At 67.6% G+C, this 23,086-nt stretch carries 18 protein-coding genes; 12 read left to right on the top strand and 6 right to left on the bottom strand.

The window, feature by feature from the left end; all coding sequences use genetic code 11:
- Positions 1-5: 5 nt before the first annotated feature.
- The 5 genes from FA90_RS21645 (at position 6) to FA90_RS21625 (ending at position 3,642) form a co-directional block, all read left to right on the top strand.
- Positions 6-920, top strand: coding sequence for a hypothetical protein (locus FA90_RS21645; protein ID WP_239700891.1), 915 nt, complete (start codon positions 6-8; stop codon positions 918-920).
- Positions 917-1,258, top strand: coding sequence for a hypothetical protein (locus tag FA90_RS21640; protein WP_036172479.1), 342 nt, complete (start codon positions 917-919; stop codon positions 1,256-1,258). The genes FA90_RS21645 and FA90_RS21640 overlap by 4 nt, the downstream gene beginning before the upstream one ends.
- A 52-nt stretch (positions 1,259-1,310) precedes the next feature.
- Positions 1,311-1,676, top strand: coding sequence for a nuclear transport factor 2 family protein (locus tag FA90_RS21635; protein ID WP_036172478.1), 366 nt, complete (start codon positions 1,311-1,313; stop codon positions 1,674-1,676).
- An 87-nt stretch (positions 1,677-1,763) separates the two neighbouring features.
- The gene (locus FA90_RS21630) at positions 1,764-3,143 is read left to right on the top strand and encodes a M20/M25/M40 family metallo-hydrolase (RefSeq protein WP_239700888.1); all 1,380 of its coding nucleotides are present in this window, start codon (positions 1,764-1,766) and stop codon (positions 3,141-3,143) included.
- A 55-nt stretch (positions 3,144-3,198) separates the two neighbouring features.
- Positions 3,199-3,642 (top strand): thioesterase family protein, encoded by a 444-nt coding sequence (locus tag FA90_RS21625; RefSeq protein WP_036172477.1) that lies wholly within the window; start codon positions 3,199-3,201, stop codon positions 3,640-3,642.
- Between the two features lie 79 nt (positions 3,643-3,721).
- On the opposite strand, the gene FA90_RS21620 is transcribed toward FA90_RS21625, so the two are convergent.
- Positions 3,722-6,109: a catalase gene (locus FA90_RS21620; protein ID WP_036172476.1), complete on the bottom strand. Its 2,388-nt coding sequence runs from the start codon at positions 6,107-6,109 to the stop codon at positions 3,722-3,724.
- 141 nt (positions 6,110-6,250) lie between these two features.
- On the bottom strand, positions 6,251-6,754 hold the full coding sequence (locus FA90_RS21615; protein ID WP_036172474.1) for a DUF3016 domain-containing protein: 504 nt from the start codon (positions 6,752-6,754) through the stop codon (positions 6,251-6,253).
- A gap of 157 nt (positions 6,755-6,911) precedes the next feature.
- On the opposite strand from FA90_RS21615, the gene FA90_RS21610 reads away from it, so the two are divergent.
- The 4 genes from FA90_RS21610 (at position 6,912) to FA90_RS21595 (ending at position 12,101) form a co-directional block, all read left to right on the top strand.
- Positions 6,912-7,649, top strand: coding sequence for a DNA-formamidopyrimidine glycosylase family protein (locus tag FA90_RS21610; protein ID WP_036172472.1), 738 nt, complete (start codon positions 6,912-6,914; stop codon positions 7,647-7,649).
- A 253-nt stretch (positions 7,650-7,902) separates the two neighbouring features.
- Positions 7,903-9,408 carry an HD domain-containing phosphohydrolase gene (locus FA90_RS21605; protein ID WP_036172470.1) on the top strand — a complete coding sequence of 502 codons (1,506 nt, stop codon included), beginning with the start codon at positions 7,903-7,905 and terminating at the stop codon, positions 9,406-9,408.
- Between the two features lie 78 nt (positions 9,409-9,486).
- The gene (locus FA90_RS25240; RefSeq protein WP_051971987.1) at positions 9,487-11,694 is read left to right on the top strand and encodes a response regulator; all 2,208 of its coding nucleotides are present in this window, start codon (positions 9,487-9,489) and stop codon (positions 11,692-11,694) included.
- A gap of 11 nt (positions 11,695-11,705) precedes the next feature.
- Positions 11,706-12,101, top strand: a complete 396-nt coding sequence (locus FA90_RS21595; RefSeq protein WP_036172468.1) for a PPC domain-containing DNA-binding protein — start codon at positions 11,706-11,708, stop codon at positions 12,099-12,101.
- On the opposite strand, the gene FA90_RS21590 is transcribed toward FA90_RS21595, so the two are convergent.
- The 3 genes from FA90_RS21590 to FA90_RS21580 form a co-directional block, all read right to left on the bottom strand.
- Entirely contained in the window at positions 12,102-14,057 is a 1,956-nt protein-coding gene (locus tag FA90_RS21590; protein ID WP_036172466.1) for a GAF domain-containing sensor histidine kinase, read from the bottom strand.
- A 100-nt stretch (positions 14,058-14,157) separates the two neighbouring features.
- The gene (locus FA90_RS21585; RefSeq protein WP_036172464.1) at positions 14,158-14,670 is read right to left on the bottom strand and encodes a hypothetical protein; all 513 of its coding nucleotides are present in this window, start codon (positions 14,668-14,670) and stop codon (positions 14,158-14,160) included.
- 98 nt (positions 14,671-14,768) lie between these two features.
- Positions 14,769-15,005: a hypothetical protein gene (locus FA90_RS21580; protein WP_036172462.1), complete on the bottom strand. Its 237-nt coding sequence runs from the start codon at positions 15,003-15,005 to the stop codon at positions 14,769-14,771.
- Between the two features lie 208 nt (positions 15,006-15,213).
- Between FA90_RS21580 and FA90_RS21575 the strand changes: the two genes are divergently transcribed.
- Complete coding sequence (locus tag FA90_RS21575; protein WP_036172460.1) at positions 15,214-15,588, top strand: hypothetical protein; 375 nt, start codon at positions 15,214-15,216, stop codon at positions 15,586-15,588.
- 118 nt (positions 15,589-15,706) lie between these two features.
- On the opposite strand, the gene queC is transcribed toward FA90_RS21575, so the two are convergent.
- A complete protein-coding gene (gene queC / locus FA90_RS21570) occupies positions 15,707-16,414 on the bottom strand; it encodes a 7-cyano-7-deazaguanine synthase QueC (protein ID WP_036172458.1) in 708 nt (235 codons plus the stop codon).
- Positions 16,415-16,614: 200 nt separating this feature from the next.
- Between queC and FA90_RS21565 the strand changes: the two genes are divergently transcribed.
- Together FA90_RS21565 and FA90_RS21560 are read left to right on the top strand one after the other, a co-directional pair.
- The gene (locus tag FA90_RS21565; RefSeq protein WP_036172456.1) at positions 16,615-18,537 is read left to right on the top strand and encodes an autotransporter assembly complex family protein; all 1,923 of its coding nucleotides are present in this window, start codon (positions 16,615-16,617) and stop codon (positions 18,535-18,537) included.
- A 4-nt stretch (positions 18,538-18,541) separates the two neighbouring features.
- The gene (locus FA90_RS21560; RefSeq protein WP_036172454.1) at positions 18,542-23,086 is read left to right on the top strand and encodes a translocation/assembly module TamB domain-containing protein; all 4,545 of its coding nucleotides are present in this window, start codon (positions 18,542-18,544) and stop codon (positions 23,084-23,086) included.

The following is a 23,086-nucleotide window of genomic DNA, read 5'->3' as shown; positions in this document are numbered from 1 at the left end:
GCGGGGTGATTCGTTCCTTGATGCCGGGCGCCGCGTTGCTGAGCGGGCTGCTGAGTGGATTGTTGAGTGGGCTGTTGGGCGGCCTGCCCGGTGCGGCGCTGGCGCAGCAGCCTCAGCAACAGCAACAGCAACAGCCGCAGCAGGCGCCGGACAGCACGCCGTCGGGCGCGGTCCAGAGCGTGACCGTTACCTCGACCCGCGACCCGGTCGACAAGTCCTACCGCAAGATGATCCGCGGCATGGAGCGTTTCGAGCGCGAGCACGCGCTGGCACCCCGGGCCACGCTGCATTTCCGCCTGTTGCCGCGCACGCGCAGCGTCGACATGCACGGCATCACGCTCAAGGTCGTGGGCGACCATATCACCGTGCCGGTGCCGGTGGCCGAAGACAACAGCTTTACCTTGCCGCGCAACGAACAGGCGCTGCGCGAGGACGCCGCCGTGATAGCCAACCGCAAGACCACCAGCATGACCTGGCGCGCGGTAGTCACCACGCCCGGCCTGCCGCCCGGCACGCGCCGCCTCGGCGACCTGCGCCTGGAGTGCCTGGTCGGCATGGAGGCCGGCCTGGTGTCGAACAGTTCGCCGCTGTTCGGCTGGATCTCGAATGCGCTCACCACGCCGGAACAGGTCTGCAACAACCCGGACGGCAACTTCCTGTTCTTCACGGAGCGGCCGCTGTTCTCGGTCACGCTGCGCGCCGGCGACCGCACCGAAGTCCTGCCCTTCCACATGCTGTACGCCGGCGGCGATCAGACGCCCGACATGCTGCCCTACTGCGATTGCCAGGTGCTGCTCGACCGCACCTACTACGCGCCGATCTGGGACCGCAGCTGGCCCGACGACACCCTGGTCAGCTTCGACACCATGCGGGACGATCCGCCCGCCGCGCCCGCCTCCGCGCCTGGAGCCAGTCAATGAGCGCGTACCGCATCCTGTCCGGCACGCTGGCGAGCACGCTGCTGGCCGCCTCGCTGACGCTGTCCGGCTGCGCCACCAACGCCCCCGAACCCGGCAAGGACGTCGCGCAAGACCGCTTCGAACAGTTGGTCGTGCCGGGGCGCACTACCAAGGCCGAGCTGCTGGCCGCGTTCGGGCCGACCAAGACCGTCGTGTTCGACAGCGGCTTCGAAACCTGGCTGTATGAAAGCGCGGCCGGCGGCGGGCGCCATACCGAACTGGTGCTGCTGCTGGACCGCGAGGGTATCGTGCGCAAGATGCGCGCACGTCCGCCCTACCCCGGCGATCCCCCGCCCTGACGCGGCAACCGTGGCATAATTAAAAGCTTTCCATCTTGACCACGGAACCGACATGACCGACCTGCACAGTCCTGAAGCCGTCGTCCAGCGCCAGCTCGACGCCTACAACGCCCGCGACCTCGATGGCTTGCTCGCCACCTATGCGCCCGATGCGTGCCAGTACGAGCTGCCGGCCAAGCTGCTCGCGAGCGGCCACGATGAGATACGTGCCCGCCTGGCCCCGCGCCTGCAAGAGCCAAATCTGCACGCCCACCTGATCCAGCGCGCGGTGATGGGCAACATCGTGATCGATTACGAAACCGTCACCCGCACCTTCCCGGAAGGACCGGGCAAGGTCGACCTGGTCTGCATCTACGAAGTCATCGACGGCAAGATCCAGAGCCAGTCGGTGCGCATCAGCAACCAGCGCCTCGATTGAGTCGGCATTCACCCGGCCTTCATCCGCGCTGAACATCGCCGCAAAATCGGTGTACAGTTGAGCATCCTTATCTTTCGAGAGATCGCGATGCGCAGGACGATGGCCTGCCTGCTCGCGCTGGCCGCCGCGGGCCCGGTCCGCACTGCGGCGGCGTACGAGCCGGCCCAGCAACCGGGTTCGCAACCAAGTTCGCAATCGGATTCGCAACCGGGTCCAGCCCTGAGCCCGGTCGAACAGCGGATCGTGGCCGCGGTCCGCGCCCACAGTCCGCAGGCGCTCGATCTGCTCCGGCAAAGCGCGCTGATCAACAGCGGCACCCATAACCTGCAAGGCGTGCGCGCGGTCGGACAATTGTTCCGCAGCCAGTTCGACGCCCTTGGTTTCCAGACCCGCTGGATCGACATGCCGCCCGAAATGAAGCGCGCCGGCCACCTGCTGGCCACGCACACGGGTGCGCCCGGCAAGGGCAAGCGCCTGCTGCTGCTCGGCCACCTCGACACCGTGTTCGAACCCGGCGACGCCACGCCGCTGTGGCAGCCGCAAGGCAGCGATCCGGGTGCGCGCGTGCGCGGCCAGGGCGTGTCCGACATGAAGGGCGGCGACGTCGTCGTGATCGAAGCGCTGCGCGCGCTGCAGCAGGCGGGCGCGCTGGACGGCGCGACGATCAGCGTACTGTTCACCGGCGACGAGGAAGAAGCCGGCCATCCGCACGCGGTCTCGCGCGGCGACATGGTCGAGCTCGCCAAGCGCAGCGACGTCGCGCTGTCGTTCGAGGGCAGCATCATCGACAAGGACGGCGTGGCGACCGCCACCGTCGGCCGGCGCGCCACCGCCGGCTTCGAACTGAAAGTGAGCGGAAAACAGGGCCACTCGATGGGCGTGTTCGGCGTGAACGGCTACGGCGCCGTGTACGAGGCCGCGCGCATCCTCGACGCCTTCCGCCAGCAGGTGATCGAACCCGGCCTGACCTTTAACCCGGGATTGATCGTCGGCGGCACCGAAGCCAGCCTGGACGCCGGTCAGATCCGCGGCACGGCGGCCGGCAAGACCAACGTGATCGCCAACAGCGTGATCGTGAAATCCGACCTGCGCTACCTCGACTACGCCCAGCGCGACCGCGCCCAGGCGCGCATGCGCGCGATCGTCGCGCAGAACCTGCCGGGCGCCAGCGCCAGCATCAGCTTCGAGGATTCCTACCCGCCGATGGCGGTCACGCCCGGCAACCTCAAAGTGCTCGCGGCCTATTCCAGCGCCAGCCGCGACGCCGGCCTGGGCCCGATCGGCATGGTGCCGCCCGAGGCGCGCGGCGCCGGCGACATCCAGTTCATCGCGCCGCTGCTCGACAGCCTGGACGGCCTGGGCGCCAACGGCCGCGGCGCCCATTCACCGGAGGAAGACCTCGACCCGGTCTCGATCGAGCGCGGGGCGATCCGGGCGGCGCTCCTGATCTACCGCCTCACACGCTGATCCGCATCGAACCAGCGCAATCGGACACCCAACCCGCACGGGATAGAATGCAGACATGGCACGCCTACAGCTCAGTTTTCCGGAAGACCAGTACTACTACACGACGCTGCTGACGGTGCGCGTCACCGACATCAACGCCGGCAACCACCTCGGCAACGACTCGATGATCTCGATGATTTCCGAGGCGCGAGCGCGTTTCCTGTTCGAGTTCGGCGTGCAGGAAGCCGAGCGCGACGGCACCGGCATCATCGTCACCGACCTGGCCACCACCTACCGGGCCGAGGCGCACGCGCGCGACCAGCTGTTGTTCGAAGTCGGCGTCATGGACTTCAACAAGTACGGCGGCGACATCACCTTTCGCATCACCCGGCCCAAGGACAAGAAGATGGTGGCGATGGCCAAGCAGGGTTTCGTGTTTTTCAATTACAAGACCAGCCAGGTGGTGGCGATGCCGGACGAATTCCGCGCCAAGTTCGATCGCGTGAACTGGATCGACTGAACCCCACCACCGGGCTTGAACGACAAGCGAGGCCGATGCGCGCGTGCGTACCGGCCTCGCTTGTTACACCTTCACACCCTTAGACCATCGGCGGATCGGTCTCGCGCGCGAACGCGCGATGGCTGGCCAGCGCGTTTGCGAACGCTTCCAGCGTGCCGTCCACCAGCAGGGCCGGGTCGGCCGAACCGTCCGGCAGCGCCTGCGGGATCATCGCCTTGACCAGCAGGTTGGCGCCGCCGCCCAGGGCCAGGATCGGCTTGCAGTGGCGGTACTGCTCGCGCACGAAGTCGATCGCGTGGGCGTTGCGCGCCAGCAGATCGGCGGCGCCGTCCGGCACGATCATGCCGTCGTACATGACCGACGGGCCGGCCTCGAGCGAGATCTCGACGTCGAGCGGGTCGCCGCTGCTGGACTTGACCTTGCCCAGCATCGAGCCGACCACGCGCGGCACGGCGCCGGCGTTGAGCAGCTGGCCGTACATCTCGCGCACCTGCTCGCCGTCGACGCCCGGCGCCACCAGGATCGCCACACGGCGCGTGCGCACGCCGGTCTGGCCCGGACGCGCCATCAGCGACAGCGCCGGCGACGGCTCGTATTCCGGCACCGGGGCGTCGGAAGCGCGCGGCAGCGGCGCCGGCACGTCCATGCCCAGGCCGTCCGCCACCGCGGTGACCAGGCCGGTGTCGATATTGGCCAGCAGCGCCAGGATGCGCTCGCGCACGGCCGGGGTCTGCACGCGGGTCAGCTCGAAGCGGAAGGCGTTGGCGATGTGGGCCTGCTCGACCGCGGTCTGGCTGTGGTAGAACATGCGTGCCTGGCCGTAGTGCTCGGCAAACAGCTCGGGATTGCCGCGCACCTTGTCGACGCTGGTGAAGCGCTCCGGGAAGCTGGTAAAGCCCGCCTTGCCGGCCTGGTACGGGACGCCGCCGCCCAGCGAGTTCGGCTCGTAGTTCACGCGGCCGCGGTTGATTGCCTGGCGATGGAAGCCGTCACGCTGGTTGTTCTGGATTTGCACCACCGGCGTGTTGATCGGAATCTCGTGGAAGTTCGGACCGCCCAGGCGGGTGATCTGCGTGTCCAGATACGAGAAATTACGTCCTTGCAGCAGCGGATCGTTGGTGAAGTCGATGCCCGGCACGACGTGCGCGGTGCAAAACGCCACCTGCTCGGTCTCGGCGAAGAAATTGTCCGGGTTGCGGTTCAGGACCATGCGGCCGAGCGGCGTGATCGGCACCAGTTCTTCCGGCACCAGCTTGGTCGCGTCCAGGATGTCGAACGGGAACGATGCGGCCTGTTCCTCGGTGAAGATCTGCACGCCCAGTTCCCATTCCGGGAAGTTGCCGGACTCGATGGATTCCCACAGGTCGCGGCGGTGGAAGTCGGGGTCGGCGCCCGAAATGCGCACGGCTTCGTCCCACACCAGCGAGTGCGTACCCTGCAGCGGGTTCCAGTGGAATTTCACGTAGCGCGACTCGCCCTGCGCATTGACCAGGCGGAAGGTGTGCACGCCGAAGCCCTGCATGGTGCGGTAGCTGCGCGGGATGGCGCGGTCCGACATCACCCACATCAGCATGTGCGCGATTTCCGGCGACAGGCCGGCGAAGTCCCAGAAGGTGTCGTGCGCGGTGGCCGCCTGCGGCATCGCGTGGTGCGGTTCCGGCTTGGCGGCGTGCACCAGGTCCGGGAACTTGATGGCGTCCTGGATGAAGAACACCGGGATGTTATTGCCGACCAGGTCCCAGTTGCCTTCTTCCGTATAGAACTTGACGGCGAAGCCGCGCACGTCGCGCGCGACGTCGGTCGAGCCGCGCTCGCCGGCCACGGTCGAGAAGCGCACGAACACCGGGGTGCGCTTGCCTTTGGCGGCGAACACGTTGGCGCGGGTCAGTTCGGAAAAGTCGTCATACGCTTCGAAAAAGCCGTGCGCGGCCGAACCGCGTGCGTGCACCACGCGCTCGGGAATGCGCTCGTGGTCGAAGTGCATGATCTTTTCGCGCAGGATGAAGTCTTCCAGCGCGGTCGGACCGCGCAGGCCGATCTTCAGCGAGTGCTGGTTGTCGGCCACCGGCACGCCCTGGTTGGTGGTCAGGTGGCGGTCGGACGGGTCGACGCGCACGCGGTCCAGCGGCGCCACGGTCGGGTTCTCGCCCACCGGCGGCTGGCCGCTGCCGACCTTGGCGGAGCTGGCGATCTCGCTTGCGGTGCTGCCGGTGGTGGCGGGGTCGGACGGCTTGTTGTGCGCGCCTTCGTTCGGGACGCGCGAGGCATCGCCGTATTCGGCCGGCTTGTTCGGGTTGAACGGCATCGATGCCACGAGGGCCTTCTCGTCGGCCATCTTGTCGAACAGGCGCTTTTCGACCGGGTTGGTGGCGTTGCTGGACGATGCCGGCGGCGCCGACGGCCCGGCAACGGTGCTCAGCGACGAGCCGGCGCCATCGACGCCGGCTTGGGTATTGGGTGCAGTCATCAGTTTCCTCGTTCAATATCTGTTTTATTGAATGATTAACATAACGGATGACGGCAGGACGCTACGTTAACGGCCTAACACATGAGGTATATAGTCCGTAAATGAATTCCTATCGTTGCGATAGAAATTATAGATTCTTCCTCAGCGGCGCCGGCGTGTGTCCTTGAGCGGCCCGATGTTTTTCACGAACCAGTCATCCATCATCTGCTTTTCGTAGCGGAACGGGTCGCTGTCGAAATACTGGTTGAGATGATTCTGGTAGTCCATGTCCTGGATCTGCGATTCGCCGCTCTTGATGACCTGGCCGCCTTGCTCGACCGCGTAGCGCAGCTTCATGCGCGGCCAGTCGGCGCGTCCGGTCATGATGCGCAGGTCGCGGCCATTGCGCGCGCTCGGGATCTCGCGGCCGGCCAGGTCGACGTCGAGCACGTCGATGCGCAGGTCCTGTCCTGGCGGCAGCGATTCGCCCAGCTTGTTGAAGTGGTCGGTGATGTGCTTGAGCGCATCCTCGCGTTCCCACGGCGTGAACGGGATGTCGGAAAATTTGTCCGGCTGGATGTAATTGACGGTGGTGGCCGCCGCCGCGCCGCCTGCCGCCAACGCCAGCAAGCCCGCCAGGGCCAGGGTTTCGAGGGTCGTTTTCACGTTTTTTCCTTTCGCATTTTGAACACCAATATACGCTTCCCGAAGCGGGCCTGTCGGTACAGCGCGTGTATAAGTTTGTATCGAAATGTTAGTCCCCGCACAGGGCGTTCGAACCTTTCCAATAGAGAATCGAACTCATGCTACGAGGAGGTTCACCGTGCCGGAAGGTCCATCGCTGTACATCCTGAAAGAACAGACCGCCCGCTTCGTCGGGCAGACGGTCGTGCGCGCCGAGGGCAACACCTGGGCGATCGACACCACGCGCCTGGTCGGCCAGCCGATCGTCGCGCTGCGCACCTGGGGCAAGCATTTCCTGATCCAGATGCCGACGATGGTGGTGCGCATCCATTTCCTGCTGTTCGGCACCTACCGTATCAACGAAGGACGCGAGAAGCCGCCGCGCCTGTCGCTCGGCTTCGAGGACGGCAGCGTCATGAATTTCTATGCCTGCTCGGTCAAGGAAATCGACTGCGACATCGACGCCATGTACGACTGGGCCGCCGACGTCATGTCCGACGAATGGAATCCGAGAAAAGCGCTGAAGAAACTGCGCGCCCAGCCGGATATGCTGGCTTGCGACGCCCTGCTCGACCAGGACATCTTCTCGGGCGTGGGCAACATCATCAAGAACGAGGTGCTGTTTCGCATCCGCGTCGATCCGCGCTCGACGGTCGGGGCGCTGCCGCCGGCCAAGCTGCGCGCGCTGGTGCACGAGGCGCGCCAGTACAGCTTCGATTTCCTGGGCTGGAAAAAGGAATTCACGCTCAAGCAGCACTGGCTGGCGCATGCCCAGAAGACCTGCCCGCGCGACCACATCCCCTTCCACAAGGCCAACCTCGGCCGCAGCAACCGGCGCAGCTTCTGGTGCGAGCGCTGCCAGAAGCGCTACGGCTGAAGCGGTGCGTCCAGCGCGCCGGCGCCATCGCGGTGCAGCGGCCGCGCTGCACGCACGATGGCGCAGCATCTACACGCCCCGCGCTTGTGCAGATGTCATGGCTGTTGCTGCCGAGTTACAGACAACCCAGCAATTACATGCGGGATCAAATATTTCCTGTTGTTAAGGGAAACTGCTCATACTACAATCGATCTGAAATATCACTGCTTTACATCAACTTTCTGTTTCCAGTCACTTCGATACGGATGTCCCTATGTCATTCCTGTCCTCTGCCGCGCCGAAACTCGCCCCATGGAAAGTTCTGCTCGTCGATGACGAACCCGACATCCATGACATCACCAAGCTCACGCTGTCGCGTTTCCGCCTCGACGGCCGCGCCCTGACTTTCCTGCACGCCTACAGCGGCGAACAGGCCAAGGAAGTGCTGGCGCGCGAAAAGGACATCGCGCTGGTCTTCCTCGACGTGGTGATGGAACGCGAAGACAGCGGCCTGGAAGTGGCGCGCTGGCTGCGCCAGGACCTCGACAACCAGTTCACCCGCATCGTCCTGCGCACCGGCCAGCCCGGCCAGGCGCCGGAAGAGCGCGTGATCGTCGACTACGACATCAACGACTACAAGGAAAAGACCGAGCTCGATCGGACCAAGCTGTTCACCACCACCTTCGCCGCGCTGCGCGCCTACCGCGACATCATGAAGGTCGAGGACGCGCGCCGCCTGCAGGAAACCTACCGCGAAGGCCTGGAGCGCGTCATCTCGGCCTCGACCCATTTGTTCCGCCAGCGCAGCCTGAAGGATTTCGCCAGCGGCCTGCTGCAACAGGTGGTGGCGCTGCTGCGCCTCGAGCAGAGCATGCTGCTGCGCGTGGCCGGCGCCAGCGTGATCGCCGGCGAGAGCCAGTACGAGATCCTGGCGCAGATCGGCGAACTCGGCGAAGACACCATCGGCCCCGAGCTGATCGCCCAGCTCGACGAGGCGCGCCACAACCGCATCTCCAAGCTGCACGGCGACACCTACGTCGGCTACTTCCCGAACAACAGCGGCAAGGCGTCGCTGCTGGTGCTCAAGGGCGTCGAGGAGATCTCCGAGATCGACGTCCAGCTGCTCGACGTGTTCTGTTCGGGCGTGGCGGTCGCCTTCGACAACATCCTCTTGAACCAGGAGATCACCGACACCCAGGCCGAGCTGATCCTGCGCCTGGGCGACGTGGTCGAGTCGCGCTCGCACGAAGCCGGCAACCACGTGCGCCGCATGGCCCAGGTGTGCCACATGCTGGCGCTGGAATCGGGCATGCCCGAGGACGAGACCGCGGTGCTGATGCACGCCACGCCGATGCACGACGTCGGCAAGATCGGCACGCCCGACGCGGTGCTGCTGAAACCCGGCCGCCTCACGCCCGACGAATGGGAGATCATGAAGCAGCACCCGACCATCGGCCTGCAGATCCTGGACGGCTCGCAGCGTCCGATCCTGAAGGCGGCGGCGGTGATCGCCCACCAGCACCACGAAAAGTGGGACGGCAGCGGCTACCCGCAAGGCCTGAAGGGCGAGCAGATCCACCCGTACGCGCGCATCGTCGCGGTGGCCGACGTGTTCGACGCCCTGACCCACGAGCGCGTCTACAAGAAAGCCTGGCCGATCGAGCAGGTGCACGACTACCTGCGCGAGGTCTCGGGCCAGCATCTCGATCCTTATTACGTCGACATCCTGATCCGCAACCTCGACAAGGCGGCCGAGATCAACCGCCGCTGGCCCGATTAGGCAACCGTGTCGCAAGGACAAGTCCGATATTGTCAGGTAGACTAGCCGGCTTTTGACGCACTCTAGTGTTGGCGCACCATGCGCATCCGAACCCGACTGCTGATCCTGATCCTGTCCATCCTGGTGCCCGCCTTCGTGGCGGCCCTGCTGGCGGTCGGCTACGTCTATCTGGAAGAGCGCCGCGCCCAGGAAAACAGTGTGCGCGAGACGGTGCGCACGTTCGCCCAGCTGGTCGGCAACGAACTGGAAATCAAGGAAAGCATCCTGCTGGCGCTGGCCAATTCGCCGGCGCTCGAGCGCAACGACCTGGCGACCTTCTACCAGCATGCGCGCGCGCTGATGCCGACCCGGGAAAGCAACATCGTCCTGTTCGACCTCGACGGCCACCAGCTGCTCAACACCCGCCTTCCGTTCGATGCCGAGCTGCCGTTCCGGCGCGCCTCCAACGTCGAAGCGCTGGCGCAACGCTACGGCGCCGAGCGCACGCTGGTGTCCGACCTGTTCCTGGTGCCGCACGTCGGCCAGTACGACTTCGTGATCCAGGTGCCGGTGCGCCAGGCCGGACGCCTGCGCTACTTCCTCACCATGGGCGTGGACGCGGCCAGCCTGCAGCGCCTGGTGCAGCGTCAGCGCTTCCCGTCCGACTGGCAAGCGATCGTGATCGACCGCGCCGGCCGCATCGCCGCGCGCACGCAAGACGCCGAGCATTTCCGCGGCCGCCTGGTGAGCGAAGTGGCGCGGCGCCGGTTCGCCGCCGGCGCCGAGGGGGTGTTCTCGAACCGTAACCTCCAGGGCACGCCCGTGCAGGGCTTTTTCAGCACGGTTCCCGAGGTCGGCTGGAAGGTCATGGTGACGATCCCGAAGACCGAGCTGCGCCGCGTCCCGCTGCAGGCTGCCGCCTTCCTGGCCGCGATCATGCTGCTGCTGCTGGTCGTCGCGATCGCGGCGGCAAGCCGCTTCGGCAAGCGCGCGCTGGCGCCGATCCACGACCTGGGGCGCGGCGCCGAAGACCTGGGCCAGGGCCGCGAAGTGGCCTACACGCCGCACGGCGTGGTCGAACTGGACGCCGTGGCGCTGCGCATGGCCGAAGCCAGCCGGCGCATCCGTCACGCGCAGCAGGAACTCGAGCAGCGCGTGCAGGAGGCCGTGGGCGCCAGCGAGCAGGCCCAGGCCGCGCTGGTGCGCAGCCAGAAGATGGAAGCGCTGGGCCGGCTCACCGGCGGCATCGCGCACGAATTCAACAACCTGCTGCAGACCCTCACCACGGCGCTGCAGCTGGCCGCGCTGACCGCGACGCAACCCAAGGTACTCAGCCTGATCGACACCTGCAAGCGCACGGTCGCGCGCGCCACCGCGCTGACCGGCCAGCTCGGCTCATTCGGCCGCGTGCAGGACGCCAGGCTGCTGACCATCGATCCGTGCGCCCAGGCGCACAGCGCGGCGCAGCTGGTGCGCAACGTGTTGCGCCAGGGCGTGACGCTGGAGCTCGACTGCGCCGACGGCCTGTGGCCGGTGACGGTCGATCCGCTGCAGTTCGACCTGGCCCTGCTGAACCTGTCGATCAACGCGCGCGACGCCATGCCGGACGGTGGCCTGCTGCGCATCGCGGTGCGCAACCGCGTACTCGAGGCGACGCGCGAACGCGCCGGCGGCGACTACGTGCAGATCACGGTCGCCGATACCGGCAGCGGCATGCCGCCGGAAGTGCTGGCGCGCGCGCTCGACCCCTTCTTCACCACCAAGGCGGCGGGCCAGGGCTCGGGCCTGGGCCTGCCGCAGGCGTACGCCTTCGCCAGCCAGTCGCAGGGTTTCCTGCACATGGCCAGCACGGTCGGCGAAGGCACCGCGATCGAGATCTGCCTGCCGCGTTCGCACCAGCCGCTGTCGCACCCGCCGGCGCGCCCCGGCGCGGCCGACGATGCCCTGAGCGGCGGGGGCCGCGTGCTGTTCGTCGAGGACGATCCGCTGGTGCGCGAAGCGGTGGTGCGCGCGCTCGAGGAAGCCGGCTTCGAAGTGCTGGTCGCGGCCAGCGGCGACGAGGCGCTGGCCAGGCTGGACAAAGGGCTGGAAGTCGACGTCATGTTCTCGGACATCGTCATGCCGGGCAAGCTCAGCGGGGTCGACCTGGCCGGCCTGCTGCGCGAACGCCGCCCCGGCTTGCCGGTGGTGCTGGCAACCGGCTACACCGACCAGCGCGTCGCGATCCCGGGCGTGCAGGTGCTGTCCAAGCCTTACGAGATCGGCCGCCTGGTCGACCTGCTGGCCAACCTGGCCCAACGCGCTTGAAAGAGGAAACGTTGAAGACACTCGCCTTGCGCATTCCCGCCGGCCTCGACCTGCGCGCGGCGCTGGCCGAACTGCCGGCCCTGCACGGTGTCCGGGCCGCCTTCGTGCTGCAAGGGATCGGCAGTCTATCGGCCGCAGCGATCCGCTACGCCGGCCGGCCCGATAGCGACCTGCTGCGCGGCGACCTGGAAATCCTGAGCCTGGGCGGCTCGCTGTCGCCGGACGGGCCGCACCTGCACATGTCGGTGTCGGACGCGGCCGGGCGCGTGACCGGCGGCCACGTCGGCGCCGGTTGCATCGTGCGCACCACGGCCGAGGTGCTGGTGGCGCTGCTGCCGGACGTCCAGTTCACGCGCGAGGACGATCCGTTCACCGGTTTCAAGGAGCTGGTGGTCAAACCACGCTGATCACGCCGCCAGCCGCTGCGGCCTGGCCACCTTGCACGGGAAGCGCAAGTGATACCGCAAGCCCTGGCCCGGGCTGCTCTCGGCGCGCAGCGACCCTTTCAGCACGCCGGTCGCCAGGTTGTACAGGATGTGCCCGCCCAGGCCGCTGCCCCCGCTGCCGCGCTTGGTGGTGAAGAACGGGTCGAACAGCTTGGCCAGCGTGTCGGCGTCCATGCCGGCGCCGTCGTCGGCATATTCGAACACGACCTGGCCGCCGTCCAGCCGGGCGCGGATCGAGATGCGTCCGCGCTGGTCGCGCTCGAAGCCGTGCACCAGCGAATTGACCACCATGTTGGTGACGATCTGCGAGACCGCGCCGGGAAAACTCTCCATCGCCAGGTCCTTCGGGCAGTCGATCGCCACCTCGACCGGCCGGCCCTTGAGCTTGGGCTGCAGCGACAGCAGCACCTCGTTCAGGTAGGCGCCCAGGTTGAAGCTGCGGATGTCGTCCGAGGACTGGTCGACCGCGACCTGCTTGAAGCTGCGCACCAGGCTGGCCGCGCGCTGGGTGTTGGTAGTCATGATGCGCAGCGACTGGTCGACCACGTCGAAGAAGGCGTTCAGACTGTCTTCGGTCATCGCGCCCGCGGCCAGCTCCTCGCGCGTGAGCTTGAGTTCCTGCACCAGGTGGCTGGTGGCGGTCACGCAGATGCCCAGCGGCGTGTTGATCTCGTGCGCCACCCCGGCCACCATCTGCCCCAGCGAGGCCAGCTTTTCCTGGCGCACCAGCTCGCTCTGCGCTTCCTGCAGCTGGGTCAGCGCCTGGTTCAGCGCCGCGTTCTGCTTTTCCAGGCTTTCCTTGGTCTTGCGGATCGCGCGGTCGGCCTGCATGCGCGCGATCGCCACGGCGACGTGGCTGGCGATGAAGGCCAGCAGGTCGAGCTCGGCCTTGCCATACACGATGGTCGGGTCGTAGCTCTGCACCACCATCACGCCGTAGGCCTTGTCGTTCACCAGCATCGGCGCGCCGATCCAGCTGGCGATGTCGGTGTCGCCGAGCGGCTCGCGGATCTTGCCGGCCGCGCGCAGGCGCGCGACGCTGCCGGCGTCGTGCAGCTGTGCCTGGCGGCTCTGCAGCACGTACGAGACCAGGCCGGCGCCGAGCGGGAAACGCTGGTGCGGCGCATAGCTGTCGCGTTCGTCGGCATGGTAGGGGACGCTCAGTTCGCCGCTGTCCGGATGGGTCAGCGCGATCAGGAAGTTCCTGGCCGTCATCAGCTCGCCGATGATGCGGTGCAGGCTGGCGGCCAGCGCATCGGTCTCGATCGCCGAGGCCGACAGCTCGGCGATCTGGTACAGCGCGTGCTGGATCTGCTCCGCGCGGCGGCGCTCGGCCACCTCGCGCGCCAGCGCGCGCGTGCGCTCCTGCACGGCGCGCTCGAGGCGGTCCATGCTCTGCAGGCCCTGCAGCGCGTTCGACACGTGGTTGGCGATCAGCTGGAACAGCGCTTCGTCTTCCTCGCTGTAGGTGTGCTGCGGCAAGTGGCTCTGGATCACGATCGCGCCCAGCACCTGGTGCTGCTGGTCGAACAGCGGACAGCCCATCCAGTGCTCGGCGATGCTGCCGCGGCCCCAGTTGACGCCATTGTTACGGGCGTGCATCTGCTCGGCGGTGATCGACATCGGCTGGGCGTTCATCAGTACCCAGGCGGTCGGCGATTGTTCGGGCGAGGCCAGCGCCACCCGCTCCTCGGGATCCGGGCCCTGGTCGACGGTATCGACGAAGTAGACGAAACGGACGGTGTTGTCCACGCGCTCGGCCAGCGCGACATAGAAATTGTCCGCATACATGATGCGGCCCAGCGCGCGGTGCACGGCGCCGATGAATTCGGTGATGTCGGTGCAGCTGGCGGACAGCTGACCGATCTCGAGCAGCATCGCCTGGACGGCTTCCAGGCGGACGAGACGGCTTTCCATCGGATTCCCTTGATTGCAGATAATTCACTGAGGAAATATTAGCAGGGTTTCGCCCGGAAAAACCGTCGATGTTGCTGTGAGGTTACTGTGGATTGCCGATTCAGCGCGGCGCGCGGAAATCGTTCTCGACCCAGGCCTGGGCCGACGACGGCGACAGCTTGAAGGATGCCTCGACGCGCACCTGTGCCACCTGCTCGCCCATCTCGTCGATGGCGGCCAGCAGCGCGTACGGGTTGTCCTCGTCGGGCACGATGTCGAGCGTGACCTTGAGTTCGCCCTGCGCGGTCGACACGACCGTGCTCTTGTGCAGCATCGCGTGCAGGTGCTGCTCGTGGCGGCGGATCACCTCGGACGCCGTCTTGATCAGCGTGTTGAAGGCGTTGACGTCGAGCGGCTTCGGGTTCTTCTTGTCGCGGCCCATGGTCCAGGGACCGACCAGCGCCGGCTCCGGCTCGCCATCCTTGTACATGGCGACCGCCCAGCCGTCGTCGTCGTCGTTCTTGATGACGCGCGCGGTCCAGCCGTTGCCTTGCCACAGGCGTGCTTCCTGCACCGGGGCGTCGCTCGGCTCATCGTTGAAGTTATCTTCGTGCTCGGGTACTTCGTTGCTCATTGTTCCAGTCTCGTTCAGGGGTTGTGCCCAACCCCTGATCATAGAAAATTCCGCCCGACTGGACAAGCAGAAGCTGCCTTTTCCCTGCAAAAACCGGGTCAGGCAGGCCGCGGCCGGCCGGCCATGCGCAGGCTCGGACCGGGCGGCGGCACGATGGGCGGCCCAGGGGGCTTGCTGCGCGGGTCGATCGCCGGATTCGGGATAGGCCTGCGGGTCTGGTCGGTGAACGGATTGATGATGATCGGCGGGATCGTGGGCGGCGCCGACGGCGGATTCTTGTAGCCGGCCGCATCGCCCCAGGCCCGCTGGTTCGGATCAGCGTGGATGTTTCGCATACAGGCCTCCTGTGACAGAGCAGGCTGTCAGTATAGACAGATGGTCTCGCATTGCAAGGCTTACTTCCCGTCAAGCCCGGCTGCCGTTCATCCCGCGCCGGCAACCTCCGGTCCCGCCAAAACGGCAGCTTGTCGCACGTCGATGGCCGCGCGACAAGCATGCAGATACAGTGGCTTCATCGACACCCCAATCACCGAGGACACCATCATGAAAAAGACCGTCGCCATCATCGTTTTCTTCCTGTTCGCCGTATTCGCCTGGAACGTCTTCGGCGGCAACGGCATCGGTGTCGACATCGACGGCGACCATGTCGACGGCCCGCTCGGCGCCCTGCTTGGCCTGGTGTTCGCGGGCGGCGGCATGCTGCTGGCCGGCGTCGTCATGCTGTTCGTGGGCGTCGTGCTGGCGGCGGTGTTCGCCGGGGTCGGCATCATGCTGGCCGGCGGCCTGGCGCTGGGCATGGCGCTGCTGGCGCTGGCGATTTCGCCGCTGCTGTTGCCGCTGCTGCTGCCGCTGGCCGTGATCTGGTACGTGTTCGGCCGCTCGCGCAAGCAGCGCATGCTGCGCGAACAGGCGGTGTAAATCAAAGAAGATTCAGATGCCTTCGACCAGCCGCATCGCGAACACGATCGGCAGGCCGGCGGCGATCACCTTGCGCGCCGCCGCGCCATGGTCGTAAGGCGCGCGCAAGTCACGAATTTCATGCATGCGCCTGCACGTATTGCGCGTACCCGCGCGCGCGCAAGGCGCAGGCCGGGCAGGTGCCGCAGCCGTGGCCCCATGGGTGGGCCGCGCCGCGCTCGCCCAGGTAGCAGGTGTGGGTGTCGAAGCGGATCAGGTCGACCAGCGCCGTGCCGCCGCACTGCTCCGCCAGCTCCCAGGTCTGCTTCTTGTCGATCCACATCAGCGGGGTCTCGACCTTCAGGCGCGTCGCCATGCCGAGGTTGAGCGCGACCTGCAGCGCCTTCATGGTGTCGTCGCGGCAATCCGGGTAGCCGGAGAAGTCGGTCTCGCACATGCCGCCGACCAGCACGTTCAAGCCGCGGCGGTAGGCGACGGTGGCGGCTACCGTCATGAACATCAAGTTGCGGCCCGGCACGAACGTGTTCGGCAAGCCATTTTCCTGCATCGCGATCTCGACGTTGCTGGTCAGCGCCGTGTCCGAGATACGGGAAATCAGCGACAGGTCGATCAGGTGGTCTTCGCCGAGGCGCCCATCCCAGCCGGGCGACAGCGCGCGCATCTTGGCCAGCACGGTCGGACGCACCTCGAGTTCGATCGCATGGCGCTGGCCGTAGTCGAAGCCGATGGTTTCCACGCGCACGTAGCGCTGCAGCGCCCAGGCCAGGCAGGTGGTGGAGTCTTGGCCGCCGCTGAACAATACCAGTGCGGAATCCGCTTGTTGCATGTTGATTTTCCTGAATTAAACCGTCCGCCACCCCTTTTAACAATAAGTTAAGATGTGGCCGGCATATTGACGAATTGGAGTAAGTTTTGCTTGTACGACCCGACCAGCTCACGGCGATGGCGCCGGCGCGACCACGAATTTTGGCACAAATCGTGCTGGGCGTGAACGCGCTATGCCTCGCGCCGGTCGTGGCTGCCCAAATGGCAACAGCTCCAGCGCAACAAGCGCCAGCGCCGGCGCCGCAAGAACCGCAACCGCAGCCGCAGCAGCCGCAAGATCCCCAGCAGCCGCAGCAGCGCCCGCCCACCCAGCCGGTCACCCAGGCCGAAGCGCAGGCCGCCGCCAATGCGCAGGCGCTGGACCAGGTACGCACGGTGCGCTACACCGTGCGCATCGAGTCCCCGCGCGCGCTGCGCGAGCTGTTGGAAAACAACCTCGACCTGATGCGCTGGCGCGGCAACGCCAACGTCGACCTGGAACAGCTGCGGCGCCTGGTGCGCACCGCGCCCAACGAGGTCAAGACCCTGGTCGCCACCGAGGGCTATTACTCGCCCAAGGTCAACGCACGCCTGGACATGACGGGCGCCACGCCGGTGGCGGTGGTCGAGGTCGATCCCGGCGAGCCGACCGTGGTGGGCGACGTCGACATCGAGCTGCGCGGCTTCGCGCCGTTCAAGCAGGGCGACAACCCGTTCGACACCGCTTCGCTGCGCAACCGCTGGACGCTGCCGGCCGGCACGCGCTTCCGCACTGCCGATTGGGAAGCCGCCAAGCGCGGCCTGCTGCGCCAGGTGACGCAATCGCGTTTCCCGCGCGCGGAGCTGGCCGATTCCAATGCCACGGTCGATCCGGAAACCCGGCGCGCCCGCCTGAAGGTCGTGATCGACAGCGGCCCGGACATGCACTTCGGCGGCCTCGAGATCCAGGGCCTGCAGCGCTACCCGGCCAGCATCATCAACAACCTCAACCAGATCAAGCCCGGCGACGAGTACAGCGAAGCCGCGCTGCAGGCGCTGCAGGGCCGGCTGCAGGAGACCGGCTACTTCGCCAGCGTCGAAGTCAGCGCCGACATGGCGCCGGTGCTCGACCAGCAGGTCGCCAACCTGAACCAGGCCAGCGCCCAGGGCCAGGCTCCCGCCCAGACCGCCGCGGCCCAGGGCGGCCCGAGCACGCTGCCGGTGCTGGTGCGGGTGACCGAAAACAAGCGCAAGAACGTGTCGGTCGGCGTCGGCTACTCGACCAACCTGGGTGCACGCGCGCAAGCCTCGTACGACGACCTGAACGTCTTCGGCAAGCGCATGAAGAGCAACCTGATCTACGAGCAGAAGCAGCAGACCCTGCGCACCGATTTTTACTGGCCGGTCACCTCCAACGGCTACCGCAACAGCGTCGGCGCCGGCTACCAGCGTCTCGACGCCGAAGGCCAGGTCACGCGCACCACCAGCATCGACGCCACCCGCGCCTGGGGCTCGCCGCTGCTCGAGCGCAGCCTGACGCTGCAGGCGCTGACCGAACAGGTCGCGATCGACAACCTGCCGTTCACGCGCGTCAAAAGCGTGCCGCTGACGTTCTCGATCACCAAGCGCCACCTGGACAGCCTGGTGCAACCGAACCAGGGCTACATCGTCAACACCCAGCTCGGCGTCGCCGTCCTGCCGATCCTGACCGACGAACGCTTCCTGCGCACCTACACGCGCGCGCTGGACTACTACCCGCTGGGCGACAACGGCACCCTGATCACGCGCGGCGAGTTCGGCGCGGTGCTGTCCAAGGACAAGGCCGGCGTGCCGTCGACCTTCCTGTTCCGCGCCGGCGGCGACGGCTCGGTGCGCGGCTACGGCTACCAGGAGCTCGGCATCCCGGTCGGCAGCGCCATCACCGGCGCGCGCTACCTGTTCACCGCCAGCGCCGAGTACGACTATTTCTTCAAGCCGCCCTGGGGCGCGGCCGTGTTCTACGACGTCGGCAACGCCGCCGACAACTTCTCCGACCTGAAACCGAAGGTCGGCTACGGCGTGGGCGCGCGCTGGCGCAGCCCGGTCGGCCCGATCAACGTCGACGTCGCCTACGGCAAGGCGGTGCACAAGGTGCGCCTGCACTTCTCGCTTGGATTTACCTTCTGATTGTATGGATACCACCGATAACGCCACCCCGCCGACCGACCAGGCGCCACAGACGCAGCCGCCCAAGCGCCGCTGGCCACGCCGCGTCGCGATCGGCGTGGGCATCTTCGCCATCGTCGTCGGCGGCGTGGTCTGGTACGGGGGGCGCGAAACCACGCTGCAGATGATCGCCCAGCGCGCCGCCAACGCCAGCGGCGGCAAGCTCACGCTGTCGGGCGTGTCCGGTTCGCTGTACGGCCACATGCACATCGCCCACGTCGTGTTCCGCAGCGACACCTCGGTCATGACCGCGGACGACATCGACATCGACTGGAAGCCCTGGCAATACCTGTCGCGCGGCATCGAGATCGACCAGCTGTACGCGCGCGTGCTGCAGGTCGAGACGCTCAAGAAAACCGACGAAAAGACGCCGATGCCCAAGCGCCTGGCGCCGCCGTTCCAGGTCGCCGTCGAGGATGCGCGCGTCGGCAAGGTGCTGCTGGTCGACCGCACCACCAGTCAAATCAACGGCGCCCCGCCCACCACCGAGATCGACGCCGTGCGCGCGCAGCTGCACGGCGACAAGACCCGCTGGAAGCTCGACTACGCCAGCGCCAGCACGCCCTGGGGCCAGCTGGCCGCCAACGGCACGATCGACAACGCCCTGCCCTACAAGCTCAATGCCGACGCCAGCCTGAGCCAGGCCCCCGGCGCCAAGGGCCCGGGCAACATCGGCGCGCAGCTGAAGGTGCACGCCGGCGGCGACCTGCAGAACACCATCGTCGACGCCAGCGGCCAGGCCGCGCGCGCGCAGGGCAAGGCGCGCATCGTGATGTCGCCGTTCGCCGACATCCCGCTGCAGTCGTTCACGCTCAACGCGCAGAACATCGACCCGGGCTTTTTCAACCCGTCGCTGCCGACCGCCGACCTGAACCTGGCGGTGTCGGCGCAGATCGGCGCCAACAAGAGCATCGCCGGCTCGGTCGACCTGACCAACGACGGCCCGCAAGGCACGATCGACCAGCAGCGCCTGCCGCTGCGCGCGATGCGCGGCAAGCTCGGCGGGTCCTTGTCGTCGATGCAGATCAGCGACGTGCTGCTCGACATGGGCGGCGCCGGCAGTTTCACCGGCAGCGGCTCGGTCCAGCGCGGCCCGGACGAACAAGGCCTCGGCACCGCGCAGTTCGCGCTCAAGACCGATCGCTTCGACCTGCACCAGATCTACGGCAGCATGAAGCAGACCGCGATCGCCGGCAGCCTGCGCGTGGCCAACACCGAGGATACGCAAACCCTCAACGTCGACCTGCGCGACGCCGGCCTGCGCCTGGCCGCCGACGCCACGTTGGCCAAGAACGTGCTCACGCTGCAACAGGCCCAGCTGACCGCCGGCAGCGGCAGCGTGCGCTTGAGCGGCAGCGCCAACCTGGCCGACAAGAAGCCGTTCAAGGTCAACGCGGTGGCCAGCCGCCTCGACCCCGCTGCCTTCGGCGACTTCCCCAAGGCCGACATCAACGCCGAGATCAACGCGTCCGGCGCCCTCGCCCCGCAATGGCAGGTCGCGGCCGACTTCGCGCTGCGCCCGAGCCGGCTGTTCGACCAGCCCTTGTCCGGCCAGGGCAAGCTGGTGGCCGACGCGGGCGCGCCCGGAGGCGTGCACGTGCACGACGTCAACGCCACGCTGGGCCTGGGCCAGAACACGGTCGGCCTGCGCGGCGCCTTCGGTGCACCGGGCGAGAAGCTGGCCTGGAACCTGGATGGACGCCAGCTGAACGCGCTGCGCGGCGACCTGTACGGCGCACTGGCCGCCAACGGCGTCGTCAGCGGCACGATGCAGGCGCCGCGCACCAGCTTCACGGTCGACGCCAACGGCCTGGGCTGGGTGCCGGCCCAGCGCAAGAACAACAACGGCAACCTGCACGCCAGCGGTGAAGCCTGGCTGGGCGGCAAGGCCGACGCCCGTGTCGCCGAAGTCAAGGCCAGCGGCAGCATGCAGCGCCTGAACCCGGCCGCCTTCGGCTCGCCGTTCGCGGGCAGCATCAACGGCAGTTTCGACGCCAGCGGCCACAGCGGCGCCGACATGGGTGGCTCGGTCAACCTGACGCTGGCGCAGTCGACGCTGTCGAATTCGCCGCTGTCGGGCTACGCCAAGCTCAGCGCGGACAAGCGCCACGTGTCGAATGCCGACATCGACCTGCACCTGGGCGGCAACGTGGTAGCCGCACGCGGCGCCTTCGGCAGCGGGCGCGACACGCTCAACTGGCGCATCGACGCGCCGCAGCTGGGCGCGCTCGGTCCCGATTTCGCCGGTTCGTTGCGCGGTTCGGGCACGCTGTCCGGCACGATGGACACGCCGTCGCTGACCGCCTCGCTCGAAGGCCAGAACATCCGCGCGATGGGCACGCAATCGATCCGCGGCCTGCGCGCCACCGCCAACCTGGGCGCGGGCCGCGGCGCCGCCGACCCGTTCGCGCTCGACGTGCAGGTCACCGACTACGCCAGCGTGCCGCGCGCCACCACCGGCGCCGACGCGGCCACGGCCGATACCAGCGGCACCCGCATCGCCTTTGCGCGCCTGACCTCGACCGGCACGCGCGGCGCCCACACGATCAATGCGGCGGCGCGCGGCGACGGCTTCGACGCCTCGCTGGCGGTGCACGGCTCCCTCTCCGCCAACGCCTGGAACGGCAGCATCGACAGCCTGCAGAACCGCGGCCGCTTCGCGCTGTCGCTGGCGGCGCCGACGCCGCTGCGCATCGCCGGTGCGCCCGGCAGCGGCATCGCCGGCCTGGCCAAGCCCGAGCAGATCGCCTTCAATGGCGCCACCGTCCGCCTGCCGGCCGGCGCGATCACGGTCGAATCGCTGGCCAAGATCGGGCCGCGCTGGAACACGCGCGGCAGCGCCACCGGCGTCCCGGTCGGCTACCTGGCGCAAGCTTCGGAGGCGGTGCGCGAGAACCTGCGCGGCGACATGACCCTGGGCGCGCAGTGGGCGCTCGACATGACGATGCCGACTGCCGCCGGCGCCACGCCGGCGCTGAACGGCAACGTCCACGTGTTCCGCGAAAAGGGCGACCTGATCGCCGGCCAGACGGTGCCGGTGGTGCTCGGCCTGCGCACGCTGGACATGCGCGCGGACGTGGTCGGCGGCGCCCTGCGCGGCCAGCTGGCGATCGACGGCGCGCGCATCGGCTCGGCCAAGGCCGACGCCACCGCGCAGATGATCCACGGCCGCATCGACAACGACAGCCCGCTGCGATTGACGGCAAACGCCAACCTCGGCTCGCTGGCCTGGGTGGCGCCGCTGCTCGGCCAGCCCGGCCTGGAGCTGGACGGCGCGCTGGCGCTGGCGGTGAGCGGCGCCGGCACGATCGGCGCGCCCACCCTGAACGGCACCGTCAACGGCGACGCCCTCGCCGTGCGCTGGCCCGACCAGGGCCTGAGCCTGCGCAACGGCCAGCTGCGCGCGGTACTGGCCGGCGACCAGCTGCAGCTGCAGCGCCTCGCGTTCGAGGGCAAGAGCGGCAGCGCCAGCGTCGACGGCAACCTGCGCTTCGCCGGCGGCGAGGCGACCATGAACCTGAAGCTGGTCGCCAACAAGCTCGAAGCGCTGTCGCGCCCGGACCGCACCGTGATCGTCAGCGGCCAGGCCAGCGTGGTGCGCGACGCCACCCGCTTCAACGTCGAAGGCAACTTCAAGGCCGACCGCGCGCTGGTCGAGCTGGCGCCGCAGGACCGCCCGACCATCTCCGAGGACGTGGTCGTGCTGGGCCGCGGCCAGAGCGCGCCGCCACCCAAGAAGCCGGCCAAGGTGCCGCTCACGGTCGACCTGACGGCCGACCTCGGCGACAACTTCCACCTGCGCGGCATGGGCGCCGACACCTATCTGGAAGGCAGCGTGCGCGTGCGCATGGTCGGCGACGATCCGCCGCGCGTGAACGGCAGCATCCACACCACCAACGGCACCTACGCGGCCTACGGCCAGAAGCTGACCATCGAGCGCGGTGTCGTCACCTTCAGCGGCCCTTACGACAACCCGGCGCTCGACATCCTGGCGGTGCGCGCGGTGCCCGACGGCACCACGATCAGCGAGAACAACGTCGAAGCCGGCGTGCAGGTGCGCGGCACCGCGCTGTCGCCGAACGCGCGCCTGGTGTCGACGCCGAGCGTGTCCGACAGCGACAAGCTGTCCTGGCTGGTGCTCGGCCACGGCATGCAGACCGCGACCGGCAGCGAAGCCGACGTGCTGAGCGCCGCGGCCGGCGCCCTGCTCGGCGGCAAAGGCGGCACCGGCGGCATCACCAGCAAGATCGCCAACAAGCTCGGCGTGGACGAACTCGGTGTGCGCCAGGCGGCGGGCGCCGGCAGCGGCCAGGCCAGCGGCCTGGAGAGCACCGTGGTCACGGTCGGCAAGCGTATCTCCTCGCGCCTGTACATCAGCTTCGAGCAGGGCGCAGGCACCGCCAGCAGCGCCGTGCGCCTGCGCTACAAGCTGACCCAGAAGATCACGCTGCAGCTGCAAACCGGCACCAACACGGCGCTGGACGTGCTGTACTCCTGGGCGTTCGACTAA

This window comes from Massilia sp. 9096, assembly GCF_000745265.1.
In the GTDB taxonomy this organism is placed as follows: Bacteria; Pseudomonadota; Gammaproteobacteria; order Burkholderiales; family Burkholderiaceae_D; genus Telluria.
Note: the sequence above shows the minus strand (reverse complement) of the source record. Positions and strands in the feature narration are given on the sequence as shown.